At 67.4% G+C, this 16,169-nt stretch carries 15 protein-coding genes, 1 tRNA gene and 2 pseudogenes; 8 read left to right on the top strand and 10 right to left on the bottom strand.

Translation table 11 applies throughout. The annotated features are described in order from the left end of the window. Both ACFXKA_RS27485 and ACFXKA_RS27490 read left to right on the top strand, forming a co-directional pair. Window positions 1-308, top strand: a pseudogene (locus tag ACFXKA_RS27485) (Fe-S oxidoreductase); the annotation flags it as partial. Between the two features lie 205 nt (window positions 309-513). Next, complete coding sequence (locus tag ACFXKA_RS27490) at window positions 514-1,275, top strand: copper homeostasis protein CutC (RefSeq protein WP_354841312.1); 762 nt, start codon at window positions 514-516, stop codon at window positions 1,273-1,275. Between the two features lie 588 nt (window positions 1,276-1,863). Here the strand turns inward: ACFXKA_RS27490 and ACFXKA_RS27495 are convergent. The 3 genes and pseudogenes from ACFXKA_RS27495 to ACFXKA_RS27505 form a co-directional block, all read right to left on the bottom strand. After that, a pseudogene (locus ACFXKA_RS27495) lies at window positions 1,864-3,156 on the bottom strand (YibE/F family protein); the annotation flags it as partial. A gap of 594 nt (window positions 3,157-3,750) precedes the next feature. Further along, window positions 3,751-5,010, bottom strand: a complete 1,260-nt coding sequence (locus tag ACFXKA_RS27500; protein ID WP_354841363.1) for a pyridoxal phosphate-dependent aminotransferase — start codon at window positions 5,008-5,010, stop codon at window positions 3,751-3,753. 67 nt (window positions 5,011-5,077) lie between these two features. Continuing rightward, window positions 5,078-6,088 carry an ABC transporter C-terminal domain-containing protein gene (locus ACFXKA_RS27505; protein WP_379429490.1) on the bottom strand — a complete coding sequence of 337 codons (1,011 nt, stop codon included), beginning with the start codon at window positions 6,086-6,088 and terminating at the stop codon, window positions 5,078-5,080. Between the two features lie 132 nt (window positions 6,089-6,220). Here ACFXKA_RS27505 and ACFXKA_RS27510 point away from each other — a divergent pair, with 132 nt between their 5' ends. Beyond that, on the top strand, window positions 6,221-6,478 hold the full coding sequence (locus ACFXKA_RS27510) for a hypothetical protein (protein ID WP_379429491.1): 258 nt from the start codon (window positions 6,221-6,223) through the stop codon (window positions 6,476-6,478). A gap of 217 nt (window positions 6,479-6,695) precedes the next feature. Then, window positions 6,696-7,145 (top strand): hypothetical protein, encoded by a 450-nt coding sequence (locus tag ACFXKA_RS27515; protein ID WP_379429492.1) that lies wholly within the window; start codon window positions 6,696-6,698, stop codon window positions 7,143-7,145. A 111-nt stretch (window positions 7,146-7,256) separates the two neighbouring features. On the opposite strand, the gene ACFXKA_RS27520 is transcribed toward ACFXKA_RS27515, so the two are convergent. The 3 genes from ACFXKA_RS27520 to ctaD all read right to left on the bottom strand — a co-directional run bounded on the left by ACFXKA_RS27520 (window position 7,257) and on the right by ctaD (window position 11,300). Beyond that, entirely contained in the window at window positions 7,257-8,663 is a 1,407-nt protein-coding gene (locus tag ACFXKA_RS27520) for an Hsp70 family protein (protein WP_379429493.1), read from the bottom strand. Between the two features lie 181 nt (window positions 8,664-8,844). Beyond that, window positions 8,845-9,417, bottom strand: coding sequence for a dCTP deaminase (gene dcd / locus ACFXKA_RS27525; protein WP_354841295.1), 573 nt, complete (start codon window positions 9,415-9,417; stop codon window positions 8,845-8,847). Window positions 9,418-9,545: 128 nt separating this feature from the next. After that, complete coding sequence (gene ctaD / locus ACFXKA_RS27530) at window positions 9,546-11,300, bottom strand: cytochrome c oxidase subunit I (RefSeq protein ID WP_379429494.1); 1,755 nt, start codon at window positions 11,298-11,300, stop codon at window positions 9,546-9,548. A gap of 299 nt (window positions 11,301-11,599) precedes the next feature. Here ctaD and ACFXKA_RS27535 point away from each other — a divergent pair. Next, window positions 11,600-11,673 (top strand) — tRNA-Gly (locus tag ACFXKA_RS27535). 72 nt (window positions 11,674-11,745) lie between these two features. Here the strand turns inward: ACFXKA_RS27535 and ACFXKA_RS27540 are convergent. The 4 genes from ACFXKA_RS27540 to ACFXKA_RS27555 form a co-directional block, all read right to left on the bottom strand. Continuing rightward, window positions 11,746-12,168 carry a hypothetical protein gene (locus ACFXKA_RS27540; RefSeq protein WP_379429495.1) on the bottom strand — a complete coding sequence of 141 codons (423 nt, stop codon included), beginning with the start codon at window positions 12,166-12,168 and terminating at the stop codon, window positions 11,746-11,748. A 151-nt stretch (window positions 12,169-12,319) separates the two neighbouring features. Continuing rightward, window positions 12,320-12,652, bottom strand: coding sequence for a hypothetical protein (locus ACFXKA_RS27545; protein WP_354841288.1), 333 nt, complete (start codon window positions 12,650-12,652; stop codon window positions 12,320-12,322). 50 nt (window positions 12,653-12,702) lie between these two features. Then, complete coding sequence (locus ACFXKA_RS27550; RefSeq protein WP_379429496.1) at window positions 12,703-12,999, bottom strand: hypothetical protein; 297 nt, start codon at window positions 12,997-12,999, stop codon at window positions 12,703-12,705. After that, window positions 12,986-13,210, bottom strand: coding sequence for a hypothetical protein (locus tag ACFXKA_RS27555; protein ID WP_040862373.1), 225 nt, complete (start codon window positions 13,208-13,210; stop codon window positions 12,986-12,988). The genes ACFXKA_RS27550 and ACFXKA_RS27555 overlap by 14 nt, the downstream gene beginning before the upstream one ends. A gap of 102 nt (window positions 13,211-13,312) precedes the next feature. On the opposite strand from ACFXKA_RS27555, the gene ACFXKA_RS27560 reads away from it, so the two are divergent. The 3 genes from ACFXKA_RS27560 to ACFXKA_RS27570 all read left to right on the top strand — a co-directional run bounded on the left by ACFXKA_RS27560 (window position 13,313) and on the right by ACFXKA_RS27570 (window position 16,123). Further along, window positions 13,313-14,092 carry an alpha/beta fold hydrolase gene (locus ACFXKA_RS27560; RefSeq protein WP_379429497.1) on the top strand — a complete coding sequence of 260 codons (780 nt, stop codon included), beginning with the start codon at window positions 13,313-13,315 and terminating at the stop codon, window positions 14,090-14,092. Between the two features lie 9 nt (window positions 14,093-14,101). After that, a complete protein-coding gene (locus ACFXKA_RS27565; RefSeq protein ID WP_354841277.1) occupies window positions 14,102-14,860 on the top strand; it encodes a crotonase/enoyl-CoA hydratase family protein in 759 nt (252 codons plus the stop codon). Between the two features lie 156 nt (window positions 14,861-15,016). After that, entirely contained in the window at window positions 15,017-16,123 is a 1,107-nt protein-coding gene (locus tag ACFXKA_RS27570; protein ID WP_354841274.1) for a DUF4185 domain-containing protein, read from the top strand. Window positions 16,124-16,169 lie beyond the last annotated feature (46 nt).

Here is a 16,169-nt window from a genome sequence, read left to right on the forward strand (position 1 = left end):
AGGCCAAGCCGTCCATCGCGCCCAAGGGCCTGGCCATGAAGTCCGGCCTCAAGCGCCCCGGCCCGAAGGCTCCGGGCGCTGCGGCTCCGGCCGCTGCTCCGGCTCCGGAAGCGCCTGCGGCTGAGGCGGATTCGGCTCCGGCCGAGACCGCTCCGGCTCAGGTCGCCGAGCCCGCCGCTGCGGCCGCTCCGGCGGCTCCGGAGGGCAATGGCACCTCGGAGGGCAATGGCGCGGCCGAGCCGCCGACCGCCAAGCCGGGCGGCCTGGGGTTCAAGTCGGGGATGAAGGCGCCGGGCCGGAAGAACTAGGCCCCGGCCCGAAACAGCGGGCAGCCGAACCTGATCGACGAGGGCGGCGCTACCAACCCGGTAGCGCCGCCTTCGTCGTTCCCGCCGCGTACCAGCCCGTTCGTGCCGATTCGGCGGGCGCTTCGGCGGCAATTCACGGGCCATTCGCAGCCCGTTGGCTAATCTCAGGCAACATGACGGGCCGGAGTTCGCCATACTGCAAGGTATGACGGATGCGCGGGCGGTGCGGGTCGAGATCGGGGTGGAGTCTCTGGGCGGGGTCCGGATCGCCGAACAGGCGGGGGCCGCACGGGTGGAATTGTGTACGGGGCTGACGGTCGGGGGACTCACGCCCGGGCCGTCGCTCATCGAGGCGGCGGTCGAGGCGGCGGGGCACACCCAGGTGCACGTGCTGATCCGGCCCCGGCCGGGCGACTTCCGCTACTCGGCCGACGAGGTGGCGCTGATGCGCACCGATATCGAGCGGGTGCGGGCGGCGGGCGCGCACGGGGTGGTGATCGGCGTCCTCGACGAGGACGGCCATGTCGATCCGGCCGCCAATACCGAGCTGCTGGCCGCCGCGGACGAACTGGAGGTCACCTTCCACCGCGCGTTCGATGTGTGCGCGGATCCGTATGCGGGTTTCGACCAATTGCTGGAGCTGGGCTTCACCCGGTTGCTCACCTCGGGCCGCCAGGAGTCGGTGCTCGACGGCGCAGCCCTGATCGGCCGGCTGGTGACGCTGGCCGACGGCCGCATCGACGTGATGGCGTGTGGCGGCCTGCGGGCGGACAATGCCCGCCGGGTGATCGAGCTGACCGGAACTCGCGATCTGCATGCGGCCGTGCGCATTCCGGTGCCCGGCCGCCCGCAGTCCGACTCCGAGGTCTCCTTCGCCGAATTCGGAGTGCCCAGTGGCTTCGATCATTTCGTCACGGACGCCGACGGCGTATCGGCGCTCTGCGAGGCGGCGCGGAACACACACTGACGGTCGCCGCCGGAATCAGGGCCGGGAGTGCCGTCCGCCACGCGGCGGCTCGGGCGGCCACCCCTGATCATCGGAGTAGCCCTGATCCTGCTGCCACCCCTGATCCTGCTGCCGGGCCTGGCCCCGCGTTCCCGAATCCGACCACGGCTCGCTCGGATTGAACCACGACGAGGTCGTGTACTGCCGCTCCTCCGGCGGATTCGGATTCGGCTGCACCACACCGGTTCTCGGCACGGTCGGCGGCTCACTCCCACCGGGCTGCGCGCCGGTTCGCGCCACGGGCTGTTCCCCGGACCACGAATCCCGCTGTTGCGCACCGGTTCTCGGCACCGCCTGCTGTTCCCCACTGTACGGTCCGCTCTGCTGAGCACCTCGGCGCACCACAGGTTGCGATCCCGAGGGGTACTCGCCGGTGCGCGGGCCGCCGGTCTCCCCTGCGCGCCGCGCGACCGGCTGAGATCCGCTGCGCGACACGGCCGCCTGGTCGCCGGTGCGCGGATCACCGGCACGACGCATCGCGGGCTGGGATCCGGTGCGCGGCCCACCCGCGCGGCGCGGCGTATTCCGTTGCGCCCCCGCACTTCGCGTCCGCTTGGCGCCCGCACCCGCGCGCACCTCGGCCGGCTTGGCGCCCAGTGGCCGGGCCAGCAGCACCGCGATGGCGGTGGTGAGCGGCACCGACAGGGCCAGCGCGATACCGCCGACCGCCGACCGCGCGATCTCGATGCCCACCGCGTCGCCGGTCAGCACGTCCCGGATGGGCCGCCCGGCCACGCTGAACAGCAGCAGCAGCGGCAGCGCCCCACCGGCGTAGGCGAGCACCAGGGTGTAGACGGTGCTCGCGATATGGTCGCGGCCGACCCGCATGGCCGCGGAGAAGATGCTGCGGCGGTTGGCCTTCTGGTCCAGCGCCGCCAGCTCGAAGGCGGCCGAGGCCTGGGTGATGGTGACATCGTTGAGCACACCGAGCGAGCCGATGATGAATCCGGCCAGCAGCAGCCCGGTAATGCTCACGTGCTGGATATAGGCGGCGACATTGGTGTTCTGCTCTTCGGACAACCCGGTGAGGTGGGTGGCCTCCAACGACGCCCACGACAGCACCGCCGCCAGCACCATCGAGGTCAGCGTCCCCAGCAATGCCGAGCTGGTGCGCAGATTCACCCCGTGCGCCAGATACAACACGGAGTAGAGGATCACCGCCCCCGCGACCAACGCCACCGGTATCGCCGGTTTCCCGTCCAGCAGCGCCGGCAGCAGGAACATCACCAGCACGCCGAACGCGATGACGAGCCCGATCAACGCCCGCAATCCCCGCCACCGCGCCACCGCGATGATGACCACCGCGAAAACGATCCCGATGATGCTCAACGGCAGCCCACGCGCGAAATCATCGAAGGAGTACAGCGTCGCCCCACCCGGATCCTGCGGCGTCTTCGGCGCCGCCTGCGGCACGATCCGAATCTTGTCCCCCACCCTCAAATTCGGCTGATCCGGCGTGGGCGAATTGACGAAGACCGTCCAACTCCCCTTGTCCGCCCCCGAATCGATCGAGATCACACTCCGCGCACACTGCCGCTGAGCCGCCGCGAGCAACTCCGGCTCAACAGTGAAGACCTTCCCATTCGACACATCCCCACAAGGCCCGAGATCCTGCTTGACCACAGTCCCCGCCTCGGAGTGCACCGCACCCCCGCCCCCGTTCTGCATGGGCAACGGAATATCGATGTGCTGAGAACTGGGCCAAAGCCACACCAGCCCGACGACCACCGCCACCCCGATCACCGCCAATAGCCCGACAACGACCCGGGCCGCATTGGTCCCAATAGCAATGGGTCCGGAGTGGTCGTGATGGTGATGATGAGAGTGCTGGTGATCGCTCACCCGCCGAGCCTAAACGAAAACCATTCCTGACATGCTGAGAGGTTCTCCCCGCCCGTCAAACGAAGGTTTCTTCCCGATCCCCAAGGCGACAACTGATTTCGCAATGTTTGGGGGTAACTCACCGGGTACCCCCAAAATCGTCTCGCCTCCCAACGCAGGCACGGATACGAAACCGGCGATGGCTCCAAGCCGTCCGCTGAAGGCCCGGGGAGGCGGGAGTGGGAAGTTTGGGAGGGGCGGCGGAGAGCAGGGGGATGTCTCCGCCGCCCGGGTCAGCGGCCCAGGGGGGGTAGGCCGGCTAACCAGGGCCGGACGGCCCAGGGGGGGTAGGCGGTCCGACCGGGCACTCTGAGTGCCGAGGACCACTGTACACAAAAGACGGTTCTTTGCGCTAGCTAAGTCTCTAAAAACCCAACTTTTTCGTACCAGCGGTTTGTTTTAGCCAGGGTCTCACCCGCGCCATCCACCCCGAGCGCGGGTGTCCACAACCGGACAAGACCGATCAACCGCAGGTCAGACCGGGTATTCGCGAAGGCGCGCCGGTACCACAGCGTACCCCGCGCGTACCCGGTGATCGAGAATTTCCGGCTGGAACTACTGGCGATAGCTCGCCAGGAAGTTCCCGAATCGCTCGATGGCGACCGAGAGATCGCGGGCCCAGGGCAGCGTGACGATGCGCAAGTGATCGTGATGCGGCCAGTTGAACCCGGTCCCCTGCACCATCAGGATCTTCTCCTGCAGCAGCAGATCCAGCACCAGCTTCGAATCGTCGTGGATCTCATGGACTTCCGGGTCCAGCCGCGGGAACGCGTACAGCGCGCCGGTGGGCTTCACGCACGAGACGCCCGGAATGGTATTGAGCTTCTCCCAGGCCACATCCCGCTGCTCGAGCAGCCGCCCGCCCGGCAGCACCAGGTCGTCGATGCTCTGATGTCCGCCCAGCGCCACCTGAATGGCATGCTGCGCGGGCACATTCGGGCACAGCCGGGTGGAGGCCAGCAGGTCGATGCCCTCCAGGAAGCCGCCCGCGTGCTCCTTGGGACCGGTGATGACCAGCCAGCCCGAGCGGTAGCCCGCCACCCGGTACGCCTTGGACAGGCCGTTGAAGGTGAGGCACAGCAGGTCCGGGGCGAGCGTCGCCAGCGAGACGTGCTTGGCGCCGTCGTAGAGGATCTTGTCGTAGATCTCGTCGGCCAGCAGCAGCAGCTGATGCTTGCGGGCCAGGTCCACCACCTGTTGCAGCACCTCGGCGGAGTACACCGCACCGGTGGGGTTGTTGGGGTTGATCACGACAATCGCCTTGGTCTTGTCGGTGATCTTGGATTCCATGTCGGCGATGTCCGGCTGCCAGTCGTTGGACTCGTCGCACAGGTAGTGCACCGGGGTGCCGCCCGCGAGCGAGGTCATGGCCGTCCACAGCGGGTAATCCGGCGCGGGGATGAGCACCTCGTCGCCATTGTCGAGCAGCGCCTGCATGACGATGGTGATCAGCTCGGAGACGCCGTTGCCCAGGTAGACGTCGTCCACATCGAATTCCGGGAAGCCGGGCACCAATTCGTAGCGGGTGAAGATGGCCCGCCGCGCCGGCAGGATGCCCTTGGACTCCGAGTAGCCCTGCGCGTAGGGCAGCGCCGCGATGATGTCGCGCATGATGACGTCGGGCGCGTCGAATCCGAACGGCGCGGGATTGCCGATGTTCAGCTTCAGAATCCGGTGACCCTCGGCCTCCAACCGTGCCGCGTGCGCGTGTACCGGACCCCGGATCTCGTAGAGCACGTTCTGGAGTTTGGTGGACTGTTCCAGGACGCGGGGGGACCGATGCGGAAGGTGACTCGATGGGCTCACCCCGTTAATGGTGCCATTCGCCCGCAACCAGGTTTCTTCGTGTCCAGCACAGGGCTACCGGACGGTAGCGGGGCGGCTACCTCGAGGTATCGGGCGGCAGCACGCTGCGTGCGGCGGTGGAGCCGCAGAATTCCTCGATCCTCTCGTCCAGGTCCTGCGCTTCAGCGGCGTCCCGGAACTCCGGGCCGGCCAGCCGCTGGCGCAGCGCCCTGAGCCGTTCCTCCAACTGCGCGATCCGCTTGTCCTCGTCGAGTTCCAGCACCGGCTCCAGCGCGGCGGCGGCGCCGTCGAGGCTGCCGTTGATCAGGTGGGCGGCCGCATTGTCCACCCGGGCCAGCGACTCCGCGCCGTAGGAGCGCTTGTCGGTCGGGCCGTTCACGTACAGGTCGATGGCCCGGCTGGTGGCGTCCAGGGCGGGCTCGGCCTGGCCCAGGTGGATATAGGTGGCGCCGGCGTAGTAGTGACTCTTGGGCTGGTTGAACCCGAACACGCCGCCGACGTCGTCGTGCAGGTTGTCGCTGGATTCGCTGTCGCGGGCGTCGTCGGCGGCGCGGATGCAGCGCTCGGTGTCGGCGGTGCTGCCCAGCCGCGACCAGATGCGGGCCTCGATGTTCAGCAGCCGCACCCGCGAGGTCGCGGATTCGGCGTAGCGCTGGCCGCTCTGGGCCAGCAGGACCGCGCGGCGCGGCCGCTCGGACCGATACTCGATGAGCGCCTGCATGCCGCGGGTCCAGGCGCGCAGCGGATCGTGCTCGCACAGTTCGGCGTAAGCCCAAGCGGCCCTTGCCTGTTCACCGGCCGCGTCGAAATAGCCCAGATCCGTACTGGCATTCGCCAGCAGACCGGACAGGGTGCCGGCCAGAAGGTACAGGTGGGCCGTATCGGACGGACGCTGATGGCCTTCCAGCAAGCGGTAGACCCGACGCCGCACCCGCAGCATCTCCACCATCATCGGCACCGGCGGCATGTGTACGTAATCGTTGGCGATGCGCGTGACATCCGCATCGAGCTGTTCCAGCAGGGTCGCACCCACATTGGTGCCCTCGGCCCTCCCCGCGTGCTCGCTTGCTTCGTGAGCAGCCGCCATGATCAGATCCCTCTCCGAAATCGCCGCTAACGCATCGCCCCTCATCGCACCCGTATCGACGAGTGCCAGCAGTTCCGCGTCGCTGGAATAACTGGCCTGCGCCGGCATCCCGCTCCGAAACTCGGAACCGCCTTGGCGCACATCGAAACCGGGAACGGCGGGGCGGTCGATCAAGGGCTGGTCGATCAAGGCCGCGAACCGTGCCCGCACAACATCGTCGGACCTGGCAAGGGAAGTATCGAGGGCGGCCTGATTGATGGGACGGGGATGCACCCGATCGCCCCCGGCCTCCCATTTCGAGACCAGTCGTTCGTGCACACCCAGGTGGGCGGCGAACTCCCGGATACTCATGCGTTTGGCATCGCGGAGGGCCCGGGCCTCTTTGCCTGACCAGTGCCGGACCACGGTGCCATCCCTTCCGAACGAACTCCGAACTCCAGGGTACGAGCGGAAAGTGGCCGCGACCACATCCGAAACCTTCTCGGTACCAGGCGTTATACGCACCGGTAATAGTGGCGGCGGAAAGGCAGCGGAATGCGGGTGTGCGGGCGTTCTCACCGCGGCCCCCGGCACGCGACCCTGGTGACCAGGGGAAGGAGGCGGGGACATGAACGCGGACAGGCTCAGAACAGTCGAAGACTGGGTTTCCTACTACCGGCACGAGTTCGGGCTGCCGGTCATCGAACGCGGCGGATTCGTCATGCTTCCCGTCACCGCGCAGATCGGGGTGGTGCACCTACCGGTCGCGCGGGCCGAAATGCTGCGCGGCGCACTGCAACAGCAGCGCCGCGGCGGGCCCATGCTGGCCCGGCAGATTCGCTGGAGCTTTCTGGCCGAACCGGATTCGCGGCCCGGCGACCAGATCATGATGGCGCTCAACCGCCTCGATATCGGCATTCCGGCCATCGGCAGCGCGGTCATGCTCCCCACCGGCCTCGGCCGCTGGACGCGCGAGGGCTGCCACTGGGTGACGCCACCCGCACGTGATTCCAAACTCCCACCCCTGTCGGCGATCATCACGACAGCTCTGGCGGTGGGAGCGGAAAGCGAGGACTGAACGCAGCCGGTCCTCGCGCCACCGAGTCCGCCCCACCTGGCAGTCGACGGGGCGGACTCGGCTCTTTCGATGAGTCTGGCCCACAACGGCTTTCGAGCTCGGCAGGGAGCGTCAGCGCGCTTGCTGGGGCGGGGCGGGTGGGAAGAGCGGAGGGAGGGTGGGAACGACCACGGGTGGGAGGCCCGGGATGATCGTGATGGTGTTCGGGCCGGGCGTGGTGGTGGGGGCCTCGGTGGTGGTGGTGTAGGTGTGGGGCTGGGGTGCGGCCAGGGACTCGTTGGTGGCGTCGGTGGTGGTGGGCGACGCGACCGCCGGTTCGGTGGAGGGGCGGGTGGTGCTGGCCGGGACCGAGCTGGTGACGGCGTCCTGGCGCTGCGAATCATGGGTCAGGACTTGGGATCCCCAGCCGAGGGTGATGCCGATGGCGGCCACCACGACGAGAGCGCCGACGGCGACGCCGGCCAGGCTGACCTCGCGGCGGCGGCCGAATTTCTCCGCCTCACCCGGCCGAGCCGGCCAGGACTGGCTGGGCTCCGGGGGTGCGGGTACGGCGTCCTCGCGCGGGGCGGTGGGGAAGGGCGCGGGTGCGGGCCGGTGCAGGACCGGGCGGGCCAGCATGGCCGCGCCGCGGGTGACCACGGTGTCGGGGGCGGCCGGGACGATGACGGGGACGCCCAGCCAGCGTCGCAAAACCTTTGCCACCAGCGGAATCTGAGCGCAGCCGCCGAGCAGGGCGACCGCCTGCACCGGCTGCTCGGAGCGCAGGATGACATCGCGTGTCATGCGAGCGGAGGATTCGACGGCCAGCATGATGAGGGCCTCGAAGTTCTCCTGCGACAGCAGTACCAGGCCCTCGGTGGAGGGCAGTGCCACCGCGCTGCTGCTGGAGAGCTGCTCCTTGGCCTCGCGGCAGAGCTTGTCGAGCGCGATGAGCCCGGTGTGGTCCGGCGGATGGGCGATCCGCCCGGAGGCGATCTGCTGTTCGCGGATCAGCGCGTCGAGGTAGTCGCCGCTGATATCGCTGGTGCGTTCGCTGAAGCAGACCTGCCGGGTGCCGGTATCGACGACCGTCACCGACAACCCGGACGCGCCTAGGTCATAGAGCGCGACGGTGCCGAAACCCTGCAGCTCCCCGGAGTATTCGAGGAATTCCAGCGCCGCCACCACGTCGGGCACCAGCTCGTAATTGGTGAACTGCCGCCGCGCCAGCTCGGCCCGGATGGCCCGCGCGTGATTCTCGTCCCGGTAGGCGATGGCGGTGGCGCTGATCCGCGAATCCGCGGCGAGCACCGCCCCGACCGCGTCGGCGACCAGCTCGTCGACCCGGCGTTCCCCGACCGGCACCGCCTGCACGTCGAACGCGTCCGGCGGGCCGTCGAATCCGCTGCGGGCCCGGGCGTATCGCTGCTGTGGGGGTGCGCCGACATTGCGTGCGGCCTGTTCGGCGGAATCGCCGGTGAACGGACGTGCGACGCGAACCGCACCCGCCCCCACCGAAACTCCCAGAACCGAACTCATCCGCTGCCCATCTCGTCGACACACACCCGTCGTCGCCACCTTACGACGTACCGGGCCATCCGTACACCCGCTGTACCCGCCCATCGGACGGCGTATTCGCGCCACGGACGACGGTCAACTGTCCAGGCAGCGGCCGAATTACGCCGCGCGCCGGATCGAAACCGCTACCCCGTAATGCAACTCACTTGGACACGGGAAAATTCAGATAGGCCCGCGACGGTGTCGGCCCCCGCTGACCCTGATATTTCGAGCCCGCCGCGGCACTGCCGTACGGGTGCTCGGCCGGGCTGGTGAGCCGGATAAGACACAGCTGCCCGATTTTCATGCCGGGCCACAGGGTGATCGGGAGATTCGCCACATTCGACAGCTCCAGCGTGATGTGCCCGCTGAATCCGGGGTCGATGAAGCCCGCGGTGGAGTGGGTCAGCAGGCCCAGCCGACCCAGGCTGGACTTGCCCTCCAGCCGGCCGGCCAGATCGTCGGGCAGCGAGCACACCTCGAGCGTGGAGCCGAGCACGAATTCACCGGGATGCAGCACGAACGGCTCCCCCTCGGCGGGCTCCACCAGGGTGGTCAGCTCGTCCTGCCGCTGCGCCGGATCGATATGCGTATAGCGGGTGTTGTTGAACACCCGGAAGAGACTGTCCAGCCGCACATCGATACTCGACGGCTGCACCAGCTTCTCGTCGAACGGCTCGACCCCGAGACGTCCATTGGCGATTTCCTTACGGATGTCGCGATCACTAAGCAGCACCGTGCCATTTTGCCCTCCGCTTCGCTCCGGGCGGTTCGCGGCCCCCAAGGTCTCGTTCTTCCCTCCCTGGGCTCCTCCGCTGCGCTCCGTCGCTCCGCTCAGTCCAGAACGAGACGGGCCGCGAACTTTCAGTGCTCCACCGGCGGGTTTTCCGGCGCGAACACCTCGATGACCTGTTTCGGTTTACGCAGACCCCAGGTGGCGTGAGCCTCGGCGCGCATGCGGGGGACCATGTGCGGGTAATGCAGTTCGAATGCCGGGCGCTCGGAGCGGATGCGCGGCAGTTCGTAGAAGTTGTGCCGGGGCGGCGGGCAGGTGGTGGCCCATTCCAGGGAATTGCCGTAACCCCACGGGTCGTCGACGGTCACCACTTCGCCGTAGCGGTAGCTCTTGAAGACATTCCACACGAACGTGACCATCGAGAATCCGAGAATGAACGAGCCGATGGTGGAAATGGTGTTGAGCGTGGCGAATCCGTCGCTCGGCAGGTAATCCGCGTAGCGGCGCGGCATGCCCTGGTTACCCAACCAGTGCTGCACCAGGAACGTGGTGTGGAAACCCAGGAACGTGGTCCAGAAATGCAGTTTCCCGAGCCGCTCGTCCAGCAGCCGCCCGGTCATCTTGGGGAACCAGAAGTAAATGCCGGCGAAGGTGGCGAACACGATGGTGCCGAACAGCACGTAATGGAAATGCGCCACAACGAAATACGTGTCCGAGACGTGGAAGTCCAGCGGCGGCGAGGCCAGGATGACGCCCGAGAGCCCGCCGAACAGGAATGTCACCAGGAAGCCCACCGAGAACAGCATGGGTGTCTCGAAGGTCAGCTGCCCGCGCCACATGGTGCCCACCCAGTTGAAGAACTTCACCCCCGTCGGCACCGCGATGAGGAAGGTCATGAACGAGAAGAACGGCAGCAGCACCGATCCCGTCGCGTACATGTGGTGCGCCCACACCGCGATGGACAGCGCGCCGATGGCCAGCGTCGCGTACACCAGCGTGGTGTAGCCGAACAGCGGTTTGCGGCTGAACACCGGGAAGATCTCGGTCACGATGCCGAAGAACGGCAGCGCCACGATATAGACCTCGGGATGCCCGAAGAACCAGAACAGATGCTGGTAGAGGATGGCCCCGCCATTGGCCGAGTCGTAGATGTGCCCGCCGAGGTGCCGGTCCACCTCCAGGCCCATGAGCGCCGCGGTGAGGATCGGAAACGCCAGCAGCACAAGCACACTCGTGACCAGGATGTTCCAGGTGAAGATGGGCATGCGCCACATGGTCATGCCGGGGCAGCGCAGGCAGATGACGGTGGTGATCATGTTGACCCCGCCCAGGATGGTGCCGACGCCGGACACCGCGACGCCCATGATCCACAGGTCCGCGCCCACGCCCGGTGCGTGTTCGGCCAGGCTGAGCGGGGTGTAGGCGGTCCAGCCGAAGTCCGCCGCGCCGCCCGGCGTGATGAATCCGGCGGTCGCCATGGTGGCCCCGAACAGGTAGAGCCAGTAGCTGAGCGCGTTCAACCGCGGAAAGGCGACATCCGGCGCGCCGATCTGGAGCGGCAGCACCGCATTGGCGAATCCGAAGACGATGGGCGTCGCGTAGAACAGCAGCATGATGGTGCCGTGCATGGTGAACAGCTGGTTGAACTGTTCCGGTGTCAGGAACTGCATGCCCGGCCGCGCCAGCTCGGCGCGCATGAGCAGCGCCATCAGGCCGCCGACCAGGAAGAACGCCATGGCCGTGAACAGGTACATGTTCCCGAGCATTTTGGGATCGGTGGTGGTGATGGCCTTCCACAGATACGACCCCCGGGGTCCCATCCGCCGTGGAAATGGCCGCACGGGTTCGAGCTCGGGAACGTCACGAGCGGGCACCGCGGTCATACGTCCTCCTCGACCGCCGAGCAGGAGCACCGAGCGCACGCTTCAGCTAACGTTCAGCGCATCCAAACTTCCTGTGGTGGACGGGTTTTCGACCCTGCGGGCCAGTCTACGACCGCCCGTAGGCGGAACCAGCTGCTTCCGCGAAAGAGCTCCGCGATCTTCGGCGCGTCGCCTCCGACACGGGGAACCGCCGGGGCCGGACACACCCGCGCTCACTCACCCGCGACCTGCGAGGAGATCCGAGAATTTGCACCGGGCGCGAAGTGGTCTGATAGAGTCGCGTGCGCAAGCAGGACCGCGCCGGTGTGGTGTAGTGGCAACACGCTACCTTCCCAAGGTCGAATTGCGGGTTCGATTCCCGTCACCGGCTCCACAAGGAAAGGCCCCCGTCCATCGGACGGGGGCCTTTCACATGCCACGGCAGGACTTTCCGCATGTCATCGCACTACTTGACGCACTCCGTGGCGATTCGCTTGGTGGCCTTGCCCGCCTTGATCAGATCCTCGGTGCCGAGGCTGACCTTGGCCGGGTTGGTGCCGTTGGCGCTGTCGACGATCTTCTGGATGCCGCTGTCGGACAGGCCTTCCTGAAGGTAGACATTGGCCACGCAATCCGCGGTCTGCTGACTGAGTTTGCCCTTGTCCTGCAAGGCTTTCGAGATCTGCTCGGCGGTCAGCGCGCCGCCGCCCGGGCTGGTGGCCGCCCCCGCCGAGGTGGCCGGCGCGCCGGACACGCTGGTCGCGGCCGCCGAGGTGGCCGTCACCGCGGGCGCGGTCGTGGTGGCGGGGGTGGCCGATTGCTGGTCATTGCTGCACGCGGACAGCAACGGCAGCGCCAGCAGCGCCACCACGACGACGGATTTCCGCATTTGTGATCCCTCCCGGACGCCGGGCCGATCCCGGTCGATTCTGAGATTGCACACCGGCACCCGGGAGTTAACAAGCGGAGATCGAAAACCGCGGGCCGCCAAGGCCCCCGGCGATCGCGGTGACGATCGCGCTACCGCGGTGACCGCCGCGCTACTGCGCCGACTGCATGCAGGCGGTGACGATCTTGGTGGCCGCGGCCTGCGCCTTGTCCGTGTCGTCCTTGCTCATGCCGGCCGACTCCATGTCCGTCACATTGCCGGACTTGGCGTCGTTCTTGATCATGCGACGCAGTCCGTCCTGCGAAATGCCCTGATCCACGAAGACTTTCGCGGCGCAGTCGGCGAACTTGGCTTCGAGACCACCGGCCTGCAGGGATTTGGACACATCAGCCTGGGTGACATCGGCGGGCTTGTCGCCGCTGCCGCCGCACGCGGCCAGCAGGGGAAGCGCGACGAGCGCGGCGGCCAACAAGGAAATGCGCACTGGTGCCTCTACTCTCGAGGTTCGACGGGAGAACTGCCGCAGGCACCCTCTCACAGATCCATGGCGGCGCGCAGCGCTGTGTCGATTCGCTCGGCCGTTTCGCTGTCGACGTCGGCGATGCGACGCTCCAACCAGCCACGATAGATGCGGCCCAGATTGCCGGCGTGGACCCAGCCGTGGCCGGGAATGGGCACGGCCAGGATGTCCCCGGGATCCCCGGCCTCGACCTCGGCGGCGATCAGCCAGGGGCGCGGCGACTCGTTGATGCCGTCGCTCGAGATGAGGATGATGGTGCGGGTTCGGGTGGTGCCGTGCGGGTGGTAGACCCAGAGTTCACCCCTGCGCACGCAGCTCCTTTTCGGCGGCGAGCTTTTCCGCCTCGTCGGCCGCGGCGAGTTCGACCGGGTCCGGCACCGGGCCGCACCCCAGCCGCACGGCTTCGCGGCGCGCGGCGCGGGAAATCCACGCCGACGGCGACATGCCCGCGCGGGCGGCGGCGTCCTGTGCATAGGACCAGGCCGCCTCGTCCAGCGACAGTGTCACTTTCCGGGTTGCCATACCTTTTATCGTACCGCCGGAGCAGAATTTTCCCGCCTGTTGGCGACACGTCAACGACTGTAGGGTGAGATTCGCAGGGATCAGGACAGGGGAGAGTCACGCATGACGAAGTTGAACCATCACCGGACCGGCAGCGGCGACCCTCTCGTGCTCGTGCACGGCGTCGGCAGCCGCTGGCAGGTCTGGGAGCCGATCATCGGAGCCCTGGCCGAATCCTTCGACGTGATCGCGGTGGACCTGCCCGGATTCGGCGACAGCGCACCGATCGAGCACACCACCGTCTCCACCCTCGCCGATGCCCTGGTCGATTTCCTCGATGCCGAGGGCATCGAGAATCCGCATCTGGCAGGCAATTCCATGGGCGGTGGCATCGTGCTGGACCTGGCCGCACGGGGCCTGGCACGCTCGGTCACCGCCTACTCCCCCATCGCGTTCTGGGACACCGCGGGCCGCGTCTGGTGCCAGCAGGCGCTGGGCCGCGCCAAACAGCTCTCCAGGGCGCTGCATCCGGCCGTGCCCGCGGTGCTCGGAAACATCGTCGGCCGTTCCACTTTCCTCGGGCTGGTGTTCGGCAAGCCCTGGGCGATCGACACCCAGGTGGCCGTGGACACCGTCGAGGGCCTGCTCGGCGCGGCGGGATTCGATGCCGCGCTGGCCTCCTTCACCGACTTCCGGCTCCCCGACCGCACCGCCCTCGGCGACATCCCGATCACCATCGCCTGGGGCAACCGTGACATTCTGCTCACGTACGCCACACAGTCCCGGCGCGCCCGCGCGGAACTGCCCGGCGCGCGGCACGTCACCCTGCACGGCAGCGGCCATACGCCCTTCTTCGACGATCCGGCCGGCTGCGCGCGCCTGCTCCTGGACCAGCTCGGATAAGGAGAGACCGTGAGCCACAACGTTTCCCTCACCTTCGACGGCGACCGGGCGTACGTGGCCCTGGACCGGCCGGACAAGCACAACGGCCTGACCATCGACATGCTGAACGAGCTGGTCCGGGTTGCCGGGATCATCGGGAAGCGCACCGACATTCGCGCCGTCATCCTGTCCGGCAACGGGCCCAGCTTCAGCTCCGGCCTGGATATCGCCAAGGCCATGGGCAACCCGCTCGACGTGGTGCGCAACTTCGTGCCGCTGCCCTGGCGCGGCACCAATACCTTCCAGGAGGCCTGCTGGGCCTGGCGGCGACTGCCGCAGCCGGTGATCGCCGTGGTGCACGGGCGCTGCTACGGCGGCGGATTGCAGATCGCGCTGGCCGCCGATTTCCGGTTCGTCACACCGGATTCGGAGTTCGCGGTCATGGAGGCCAAGCACGGGCTGATCCCGGACATGACCGGCGCGGCCACCCTGTCCCGGCTCATCGGCCTCGATCAGGCGCTGCTGCTCACCATGACCGCCGACCCGGTCGACGCCGCCTACGCCGAGCGCATCGGCCTGGTCACCGAGGTCACCGCCGACCCGCGCGCGGCCGCCGAGAAACTGGCCGACCGCATCGCCGCCCGCTCCCCGCAGGCGGTGGCGAGCGCCAAGAAACTGTTCGACCGCTCCTGGCACGCGTCGGTGCGCCGGACCCTCGCGGTGGAACGCGCCACGCAGCTGCCGCTCATCCTGAAGCAGGCGCTCGACCATGGTAGGAATGGAAAGTAAGCCAATTCACGGCAAATAACTCGGTTTGCAAGCCCCGAATTTCGGGTATGGCTGTTAGCATTTTCACACTTTGCCAACGAGTCGAACGCATTGTGCGGCCCGTCACATACGGTGTGGTCCGCGCATTATTCGGCGAGACCCGGAGGAAGCACCGCATTGACCAAGACCGCCCCGCTGCTGCTTTCCGCGATAGCAGGTGCCACGGCCTTGCTCCTTACCGTGACCATGCCGGCTGCAGCCAATCCGAATGCAATCAACCCGATTCCGGTGCTGAACGGCTCGAACGGTTTGCCGCAGCTGCCGGGCCGCACCAAGGCGGTCTTCCAGGTCACCGGAATGGCCAGCCCCAACAACACCCAGACCTACAACGTGCTCGGGACCGACCTGGGCATCATGTGGGACGACGGAAACGGCGAGATGCTCACCGCATTCGGTGACACCGCCGGCCTGGGCCTGCCGAATCTGCTCGTCGGTAGCACCTGGGCGTGGCGTTCGAACATCCTGCTGCGCTCACACACCCAGGACCCTGCGAACGGCATCTACTTCGACTCGGTGGTGCGCGACATCTTCGGCCAGGCAAGGGATCTGATCCCCAGCCCGAAGATCCCGTTCATCGAGATCAGCCGCATCCCCACCGCGGGCATCTCGGTCGGCGGCACCCAGATCATGAGCCTGATGTCGGTGAAGAGCTGGGACGACGTGGGCGAGTGGACCACCAACTACTCCAGCCTCGCGGTGTCCGGCGACAACGGCGAGAACTGGGTGGAGCTGCCCGCCACCCGCCGCCCCGACGACGGCGGCAACGGGAACTTCCAGATGAACGCCTTCGCCAAGCGCGACGGGTTCCTCTACGAGTTCGGCACCGCATCCGGCCGCAACCACCCGGCATACGTCGCCCGCGTTCCCGAAGGGGCGGTCACCGATATGGGCGCGTACGAGTACTGGGACGGCGGCAAGTGGCAGAAGGACGTCAATGCGGCGCAGCCGGTGATCGGCGGCGGCGTGGCGGAGATGTCGGTGCAGTGGAACGACTACCTGGGCCAGTACGTCATGCTCACCACGGATCCGTGGAACTCGGTGGTCATGTACACCTCGCCGAGTCCCGAAGGTCCCTGGAGCGCACCGTCGGTGCTCATCGACACGCGGGAACTGCCGACGGCGTACGCGCCGTACATCTTCCCGTACCAGACCGGGCGTGACCTGTACTTCCTCACCACGGTCCACAGCCAGTACAACGTGCTGCTGATGCACACCACGCTGTAGAAAAATCAATTCTCGGGGAACCCCGATGCGACACTCGGCCGCGAAC

This window comes from Nocardia sp. NPDC059228 (assembly GCF_042754245.1).
Classification (GTDB): Bacteria; Actinomycetota; Actinomycetes; order Mycobacteriales; family Mycobacteriaceae; genus Nocardia.

Excerpts from the sequence above, each read along its gene's own strand:
- ACFXKA_RS27490 (WP_354841312.1), top strand. The coding sequence starts at position 514 with ATGACGGATGCGCGGGCGGTGCGGGTCGAGATCGGGGTGGAGTCTCTG.
- ACFXKA_RS27520 (WP_379429493.1), bottom strand. The coding sequence starts at position 8,663 with ATGAGTTCGGTTCTGGGAGTTTCGGTGGGGGCGGGTGCGGTTCGCGTC.
- ACFXKA_RS27505 (WP_379429490.1), bottom strand. The coding sequence starts at position 6,088 with ATGGCGGCTGCTCACGAAGCAAGCGAGCACGCGGGGAGGGCCGAGGGC.
- ctaD (WP_379429494.1), bottom strand. The coding sequence starts at position 11,300 with ATGACCGCGGTGCCCGCTCGTGACGTTCCCGAGCTCGAACCCGTGCGG.
- ACFXKA_RS27555 (WP_040862373.1), bottom strand. The coding sequence starts at position 13,210 with ATGGCAACCCGGAAAGTGACACTGTCGCTGGACGAGGCGGCCTGGTCC.
- ACFXKA_RS27560 (WP_379429497.1), top strand. The coding sequence starts at position 13,313 with ATGACGAAGTTGAACCATCACCGGACCGGCAGCGGCGACCCTCTCGTG.
- ACFXKA_RS27515 (WP_379429492.1), top strand. The coding sequence starts at position 6,696 with ATGAACGCGGACAGGCTCAGAACAGTCGAAGACTGGGTTTCCTACTAC.
- ACFXKA_RS27540 (WP_379429495.1), bottom strand. The coding sequence starts at position 12,168 with ATGCGGAAATCCGTCGTCGTGGTGGCGCTGCTGGCGCTGCCGTTGCTG.